General features: G+C 70.2%; 1 protein-coding gene. It reads right to left on the bottom strand.

Going from position 1 to position 1,220, the window contains the following annotated elements; genetic code table 11:
* The coding region (locus ACFW6P_RS32090; protein WP_386425809.1) for an acyltransferase domain-containing protein at positions 1-1,208 on the bottom strand (1,208 nt) is incomplete at its 3' end.
* Between the last annotated feature and the right edge of the window lie 12 nt (positions 1,209-1,220).

Below are 1,220 nucleotides of genomic sequence, written 5' to 3'. Positions count from 1 at the left end.
GTGGAGGGGGTGAGCCAGTGGTGGGTGCCTTGGAAGGGGTAGGTGGGGAGGTCGGGGTGGATGGGGGTGGGGGTGGGGCGGAGGGGGATGCCGTGGGTGTGGGCGGTGGCGGCGGAGTGGGTGAAGTCGTGTGGGTCGCCGTGGTCGCGGTGGAGTGTGCCGAGGACGACGGGTTCGGGGCCGTCGAGTTCTTGGAGGGTTTGCTGGAGGGGGAGGGTGAGTACGGGGTGGGGGCTGATCTCGATGAAGGCGCGGGCGCCTGTTTCTGCCGCTGCGCGTGTGGCGGCTTCGAATTCGACGGTGTGGCGCAGGTTGCGGAACCAGTAGTGGGCGTCGAGGTCGCTGCCGTGGACGGGTCCGGTGGTGAGTGAGGAGTACAGGGGTATGTCGCTGTCGCGGGGTGTGATGGGGGCGAGCAGGTCGAGGAGTTGTTGTTGCAGGATGTCGACGAAGGGGGAGTGGGAGGCGTAGTCGACGGGGATGCGTCGGCAGCGGATGTCGTGTTGGTCGCACCAGGTGGCGAGTTGGTCGAGGGCGTGGGCGGGGCCGGAGAGGACGGTGTTGGTGGGGCTGTTGACGGCGGCGACTTCGAGGCCGAATTGTTCGGCGGTCTGTTGTGCGGTGGTGCGGGGGAGGGCGAGGGAGGTCATGCCTCCGCCGCCGGCGTGTTCGGCGATGAGTCGGGAGCGCAGTGCCACGATGCGGGCGCCGTCGGTGAGGGTGAGTGCGCCGGTGACGGTGGCGGCGGCGATCTCGCCCTGGGAGTGTCCGATGACGGCGGCGGGGCGTGCGCCGATGGCGTGCCATTGTGCGGCGAGGGAGACCATGACGGCCCACAGGGCGGGCTGGACCACGTCGACCCGGTCCAGTCCGGGCTGGCCGGGCTCGCCGCGGAGTACTGCGTGCAGGTCCCAGTCGATGAACGGTTCGAGTGCCTGCGCGCACTCCGTCAGCCGTTTGGCGAAGGCGCCTCCTTCGTCGAGGAGTCGAACGCCCATGCCGGTCCACTGGGCGCCCTGTCCGGGGAAGATCCATACCGGGTCGCCCAGGGGCCGGCCGTTGCCGAAGATCACGCCGTCCGTGTCGTCCGGTGCGCGCAGTCGTTCCATCAGGGTGTCGCGGTCGGTGCCGGTGAGGGTGACCGCGGCGCGGTGTTCGAACACGGACCGCGAACCGGCCAGCATCCGGGCCAGGTCACCGACCGGCACCTCCGGATGCCG

It is taken from the genome of Streptomyces sp. NPDC058741 (assembly GCF_042746715.1).
Lineage (GTDB): Bacteria > Actinomycetota > Actinomycetes > Streptomycetales > Streptomycetaceae > Streptomyces.
This window is presented reverse-complemented; position numbering and strand designations above follow the sequence as displayed.